The following is a 6,269-nucleotide window of genomic DNA, read 5'->3' as shown; positions in this document are numbered from 1 at the left end:
TCCAGCACCGACCGGCGCGCCGGGGGCGGCTCGACGTCCGGCGGACGGTGCGCGAGGCCCTGCGCCGGGGCGGGGAGCCGCCCGGCTGCACCGCCGCACCAGGAGGACCCGGCCCCGCCGGGTCGTGCTGGTGGTGGACGTGAGCGGGTCCATGACCCCCTACGCCGACACCCTGCTCCGGCTGGCCCACGCCCTGGTCCGGTCCGAGCCCCGGGCCACCGAGGTGTTCAGCGCGGGCACCCGCCTGACCCGGCTCACCGCCGAGCTGCGCCACCGCGACCCGGACCGGGCGATGGAGGCCGTCTCACGCGCGATCCCCGACTGGAGCGGCGGGACCCGGCTGGGGGAGGAGCTGCGGGAGCTGCTGCGCGGCGGCGACGCCCGGGGCGCGACCGTGGTGATCGCCTCCGACGGCTGGGAACGCGGCGACGTCTCGCTGCTCGGCGCCCAGATGGCCCGGCTGTCCCGGACCGCGCACCGGGTGGTCTGGGCGAACCCGCACAAGGGCCGGGAGGGCTACCGGCCGCTCACCGCCGGGATGCGCGCCGCCTGGCCGTACATCGACGACTTCGTGGCGGGGCACAGCCTGGCCGCCTTGGAGGAACTGGCCCGGCTGCTGGGAGGCGCCCGTGCGTGACGTGCTGTCGCAGATCGTCCGATGGTGGGAGGCGGGGGAGACCTTCGGGCTGGCCACCGTGGTGGCCACCTTCCGCAGCGCGCCCCGCCCGCCCGGCGCGTCGATGGCCGTGCTCGGCGAGGAGGCCGAGGGCAGCGTCTCGGGCGGCTGCGTGGAGGGGGCCGTCTACGAGCTGGCGGGCGAGGTGGTCGCCTCCGGCACGCCGGTCCTGCAGCGGTACGGCGTGAGCGACGATGACGCGTTCTCGGTCGGCCTGACCTGCGGCGGCATCCTCGACGTGTTCGTGGAGCCGGTCTCCAGGCGGACCTTCCCCGAGCTGGGGGAGATCGCCGCCTCGGTGCGCGGGCACGAGCCGGTGGCGGTGGCGACCGTGCTGTCGGGTCCCGGTCGGATCGGGGCCCGCCGGGTGGTCTGGGCGGACCGCTCGTCGGGCTCGCTGGGACCGGCCCGGCTGGACGAGGCGGTCGACGACGACGTGCGGGGCATGCTCGCGCAGGGACTCACCGGTGTCAGGCGGTACGGCGCGCACGGCGAGCGGCGCCTCGACGAGTTGTCCGTCTTCGTGCACTCCTTCGCCCCGCCGCCCCGCATGCTGGTCTTCGGGGCGATCGACTTCGCCGCCGCGGTGGCCAGGATCGGGAAGTTCCTCGGCTACCACGTGGTGGTGTGCGACGCCCGGCCCGTCTTCGCCACGGCCAAGCGCTTCCCCGAGGCCGACGAGGTGATCGTCAAGTGGCCGCACGACTACCTGACCTCGGCCGCGGTGGACGAGCGGACCGTGGTCTGCGTGCTCACCCACGATCCCAAGTTCGACGTCCCGCTGCTGGAGGTGGCGCTGCGCACCCCCGCGGGCTACGTCGGGGCGATGGGCTCGCGCCGTACCCACGCCGACCGGCTGGAGCGCCTGCGCGCGGCAGGGCTGACGGAGACCGAGCTGGCGCGGCTCCGCTCGCCGATCGGCCTGGACCTGGGCGCCCGGACCCCCGAGGAGACCGCGGTCTCCATCGCCGCCGAGCTGATCCAGCTCCGCTGGGGCGGCTCGGGCCGGCCGCTCACCGGCGGATCCGGCCGCATCCACGGCGACGGCCGCGATGAGGGTCGCGGTGAGGGCGCGTGAGCCCGGGCGGCGGGGGAGGAGAATGCGCGGGGCTGCTGCTGGCGGCCGGGTCGGGCTCGCGGCTGGGCAGGCCGAAGGCCCTGGTGGAGTTCGGCGGGGAACGGCTGGTGGACCGGGGGATCCGGACGCTCCGCGACGGCGGCTGCCATCCGGTGGTGGTGGTGCTCGGCGCGGCGACCGCGCAGGTGCGCGGAGCCGTGGCCGTGCGCAATCCCGGCTGGCGGTCCGGGATGGGTTCGTCGCTCCGGACCGGCCTGCAGGTGCTGCCCCCGGACGCCGGGCACGTGGTGGTGGCGCTGGTGGACCAGCCGCTCATCGGGGCGGCGGTGGTCGGACGGCTCGTCCGGGCGGGGCTGGACGGCGCCCCGATCGCGGTCGCCACCTACGGCGGCGCGCGGCGGAATCCGGTGCTGATCGCCCGGGAGCACTTCGCGGAGGTCGCGCGGCTCGCCGAGGGCGACGTCGGAGCCCGGCCGTTCCTCCGCGCCCACCCCGGGCTGGTCGTCGAGGTGCCCTGCGACGACCTGGGCGACCCGGCCGACATCGACACCCCCGCCGACCTGGAAAGACTGTCAGCGTCGCGATATGCGCAGTGAGGGGGCTCCGTCGTCTGGACTGAGGAGCGCGCGCAGCGAAGCGAGCACGTGACGAGGGAAGACGGCGGTTACCGGCCCCCGAGCCGCGACGCGTCAGCGTCGCGATATGCGCAGTGAGGCGACCGCGGCGCGGTGGTCGCTGCCGGCGGCGGGCTCGACGCCCGCGCTGGTCGCGGTGAGTCCCCGGTAGAGGATGTGGTCGGGGCGGGTGACCGGGAACGAGGCGGGCCAGGTGAATCCGAACCCCGTCCCGGCCTCCTCCTGGGCGTCGAGGAGCGGCGGGACCAGGTCGGCGCGCTTGCGGTCGGTGGTGGCGGTGTTGAGGTCGCCGAGCAGCAGCAGGCGCTCGCTGTCGTCGGCGTCGACGAGCCGCCGGGCGTGGGCCAGCGTCCGGTCGCGCTGGGCCGTCTCCCCAGGGCGGGCCGAGGCCAGATGCACGACGTAGACGGTCACCCTCCCCTTGGGGGTCTCCACCACGGCCCGCAGCGCCCGCACCCAGTCCAGGCCGATGTCGGCCTGGCTCCGTTCGACGATGGGGAAGCGGCTCCACAGCCCGACCGTGCTGATCTGCACCTTGTGCGGGAAGAGGGTGTCGAGCTCCGCGGCCGCCGGGCCGCCGGGGGTCAGCTCCTGGGCGGCGAACAGGTCCCGGCCCTTGGCGACGGTCCGCACGGCCAGCCCGGAGGAGTCGTTGACCACGCCCACGTTGAGCGTGGCCACGGACAGGTCGCTGGGGCCGCCCGGCGCGGTGCGCAGCAGGGCGGGGCCGAACACGACCCCCCACACCGCCGCGGGGAGCAGGACCGCGGCGGCCGCCGCCCGGGATCTGGCCAGCAGCGCGCCGAGCAGCAGGACGGGCACGGTGGTCCCGAGCCAGGGGAGCAGGCTCTCCAGCACGGGGGTGAACCCGCCGAACTCCGGCAGCGCCCCGTGCCCGCCGAGCACCAGGGACACCGCAACCGCCACCGCCACCACCACCGCGGCGATCACCCGTCTCAGCACACCGCTCCTCGTCCGCCGTCCGTCCGTCGTTGGGGAAAGGCGTTCCATGCCCCGGAACGCGTAGGGTACTCGCCCCGGGCCCGGGGTTGGTGCCAGGCGGCGGAGTCGATAGCCTTTGTTGCGGAGACAACGGAACAACATTCGGTTTCGTCGGCGTGCGGAAGGACGATCTCACGATGCGTATCGGTATGGCCCTGAACTACTCGGGGGGCTTCAAGGAGACGGTGGCCGAGCTGGCCGACTACGAGAAGGCCGGTCTCGACATCGTCTTCGTCGCCGAGGCCTACAGCTTCGACGCGGTCAGCCAGATGGGCTACATCGCGGCCAGGACCGAGCGGCTGCAGATCGCCTCGGGCATCCTGCCCGTCTACTCGCGGACCCCGACCCTGCTGGCGATGACCGCCGCGGGCATGGACTACGTCTCCGACGGCCGCTTCACCCTCGGGCTGGGCGCCTCCGGGCCGCAGGTCATCGAGGGCTTCCACGGCGTGCCGTACACCGCGCCGCTCGGCCGTACCCGCGAGGTCATCGAGATCTGCCGCCAGGTCTGGCGCCGCGAGCGCGTCGAGCACCAGGGCAAGCACTACACGATCCCGCTCCCCGCCGACCAGGGCACCGGCCTGGGCAAGCCCCTCAAGCTCATCAACCACCCGGTCCGCGAGCGCATCCCCGTGGTGATCGCCGCCATCGGCCCCAAGAACGTCGAGCTCGCCGCCGAGATCGCCGAGGGCTGGGAGCCGATCTTCTACATGCCGGAGAAGGCCGCCGACGTCTGGGGGGCCTCGATCGCGGCAGGGAAGGCCAAGCGCGCCCCCGAGCTCGGCGAGCTGGACGTCATCGCCCAGGCGAGCCTCGCCATCGGCGAGGACGTCTCGGGCTGGCTGGAGCTCGGCCGCCCGATGGCCGCCCTCTACATCGGCGGCATGGGCGCCAAGGGCAAGAACTTCTACAACGACCTCGCCCGCCGCTACGGCTACGAGAAGGAGGCCGAGCAGATCCAGGAGCTCTACCTGTCGGGGAAGAAGGACGAGGCCGCCGCCCTCGTCCCGCAGGAGCTGCTGGAGTCGATGTCGCTGATCGGCTCGGAGGGCTTCGTCCGCGACCGGCTCCAGGCGATGCGGGAGTCCGGCGTGACGACGATCAACGTCACCCCGCTCGGCCGCACGCACGACGAGCGCATCCGGCTCATCGAGAAGGTCAGGGAGCTCGCCTCCTGACGCGCCCGCGGGCCCCGGTCGCGGCCGGGCCCGCTGACCCGCCCGCGGCTCCGGGCCTCTCTCGCGGGCCGGAGTCTCTCTCGCGGGGCCCGGGCCTCTCCCGCGGGCCCGGGCCCACGGCGGAGCCCTGTGGCACCTCTCACGCGGACGGGAGGAATGCCCCCGCAGGGGGAGGCGTTCCAACCCTCCGTGAGGTTCTCCCTGACGTCCGTGCGGCTGGTCGAGCGGCTCCACGTCGACCTGTGCCGCCTCAACGGCGATCTCTGTCGCTAGAACGCGCCTTCGAGTCCTTTTCCTCACCCCGCATGACCGTGTCCGCTCCGGCATGCCCTTTCTCGGAAGTCACGTTCGTGAAGAGATTCTCCTTCTCCCTGCAACTCCTGCTGGGCCTCGCCGCCGGCGTCGCCCTCGGCCTGGCCGCCCGCGCCGGGGAGGTCGCCTGGCTCACCACCGCGCTGACCCAGGTCGGCTCGACCTTCGTCCAGCTCCTCAAGCTCGCCGTCCCGCCGCTGGTCTTCACCGCCGTCGTGGTCAGCGTGGCCAACCTGCGCAACGTCAACGGGGCCGCCCGGCTCGCCGGCAAGACGCTCGGCTGGTTCATGGCGACCTCGCTGGCCGCGGTGGCCGTCGCCATCGGCCTCGGCCTGCTGATCGGCCCGGGCCGGGGCGTCACCGTCGCCCTCGACGGCGCCAAGGCCGTGGACCTGGAGGGTGCCGGCACCTGGACCGACTTCCTGACCGGCATCGTCCCGACCAACATCGTCACCGCCTTCACCGAGGTCAAGGTCCTGCAGATCGTCTTCCTGGGGATCGTGCTCGGCGCCGCCGCGATGGCGGCCGGTGAGAAGGCCGAGCCGTTCCTCGCGTTCAGCCGCTCCGTCCTGGAGCTGGTCCAGAAGGCCCTGTGGTGGGTCATCCGGCTGGCCCCGATCGGCACCGCGGGCCTGATCGGCAAGGCCGTGGCCACCTACGGCTGGGACCTGCTGGCCCCGCTGGCCAAGTTCAGCGCCGGCGTCTACCTCGGCTGCCTCGCGGTCCTGCTGGTGATCTACCCGGCGCTGCTCTCCCTGGCCGGCAGGGTGAGCCCGCTCACCTTCTACCGCAACGCCTGGCCCGCCATCGAACTGGCCTTCGTCTCCCGCTCCTCGGTCGGCACCATGCCGCTGACCCAGCGCGTCACCGTCGACCGCCTCGGCGTCGACCGCGACTACGCCTCCTTCGCGGTGCCGTTCGGCGCCACCACGAAGATGGACGGCTGCGCCGCGGTCTACCCGGCGCTCGCCGCGATCTTCGTGGCCCAGGTCTTCGGCGTCCCGCTGGGGATCGGCGACTACCTGCTGATCGCGTTCGTCTCCGTGGTCGGCTCCGCCGCCACCGCGGGCCTGACCGGCGCGATCGTGATGCTCACCCTGACCCTGAGCACGCTCGGCCTCCCGCTGGAGGGGGTCGGCCTGCTGCTGGCCATCGACCCGATCCTCGACATGATCCGCACCGCCACCAACGTCGCGGGCCAGATGGTCGTCCCGGTCCTGGTGGCCAGGTCGGAGGGGCGCCTGGACGAGGGCGTCCTGAACGCCCCGCCGCAGTCCCTGGAGGAGCCGCCCGCCGTGGCGCGCGAGGGCCGGGACGCGGGCTCCCGGGCCCCCGAGCCCGCCCTGGTCTAGCGGTTCCGCGCCGGCCATACGGCCCGCGTCCCGGCC

At 73.9% G+C, this 6,269-nt stretch carries 6 protein-coding genes; 5 read left to right on the top strand and 1 reads right to left on the bottom strand.

Translation table 11 applies throughout. From position 1 onward, the window contains the following. Window positions 1-139 precede the first annotated feature (139 nt). The 3 genes from ACWJ6R_RS27975 to ACWJ6R_RS27965 are packed head-to-tail and all read left to right on the top strand — an operon-like array spanning window position 140 to window position 2,350. The gene (locus tag ACWJ6R_RS27975) at window positions 140-637 is read left to right on the top strand and encodes a VWA domain-containing protein (RefSeq protein WP_449065092.1); all 498 of its coding nucleotides are present in this window, start codon (window positions 140-142) and stop codon (window positions 635-637) included. After that, on the top strand, window positions 630-1,754 hold the full coding sequence (locus tag ACWJ6R_RS27970) for an XdhC family protein (protein ID WP_449065091.1): 1,125 nt from the start codon (window positions 630-632) through the stop codon (window positions 1,752-1,754). Before ACWJ6R_RS27975 ends, ACWJ6R_RS27970 begins: the two co-directional genes overlap by 8 nt. Next, a complete protein-coding gene (locus ACWJ6R_RS27965; RefSeq protein WP_449065090.1) occupies window positions 1,751-2,350 on the top strand; it encodes a nucleotidyltransferase family protein in 600 nt (199 codons plus the stop codon). The genes ACWJ6R_RS27970 and ACWJ6R_RS27965 overlap by 4 nt, the downstream gene beginning before the upstream one ends. Before the next feature lie 93 nt (window positions 2,351-2,443). Here ACWJ6R_RS27965 and ACWJ6R_RS27960 read toward each other — a convergent pair whose 3' ends face one another. Then, a complete protein-coding gene (locus ACWJ6R_RS27960; protein WP_449065089.1) occupies window positions 2,444-3,352 on the bottom strand; it encodes an endonuclease/exonuclease/phosphatase family protein in 909 nt (302 codons plus the stop codon). A 176-nt stretch (window positions 3,353-3,528) separates the two neighbouring features. On the opposite strand from ACWJ6R_RS27960, the gene ACWJ6R_RS27955 reads away from it, so the two are divergent. Next, a complete protein-coding gene (locus tag ACWJ6R_RS27955; protein ID WP_449065088.1) occupies window positions 3,529-4,569 on the top strand; it encodes an LLM class F420-dependent oxidoreductase in 1,041 nt (346 codons plus the stop codon). A 350-nt stretch (window positions 4,570-4,919) separates the two neighbouring features. After that, complete coding sequence (locus ACWJ6R_RS27950) at window positions 4,920-6,233, top strand: dicarboxylate/amino acid:cation symporter (RefSeq protein ID WP_449065087.1); 1,314 nt, start codon at window positions 4,920-4,922, stop codon at window positions 6,231-6,233. Window positions 6,234-6,269: the final 36 nt, after the last annotated feature.

The organism is Planomonospora algeriensis, from assembly GCF_977012225.1.
This window is presented reverse-complemented; position numbering and strand designations above follow the sequence as displayed.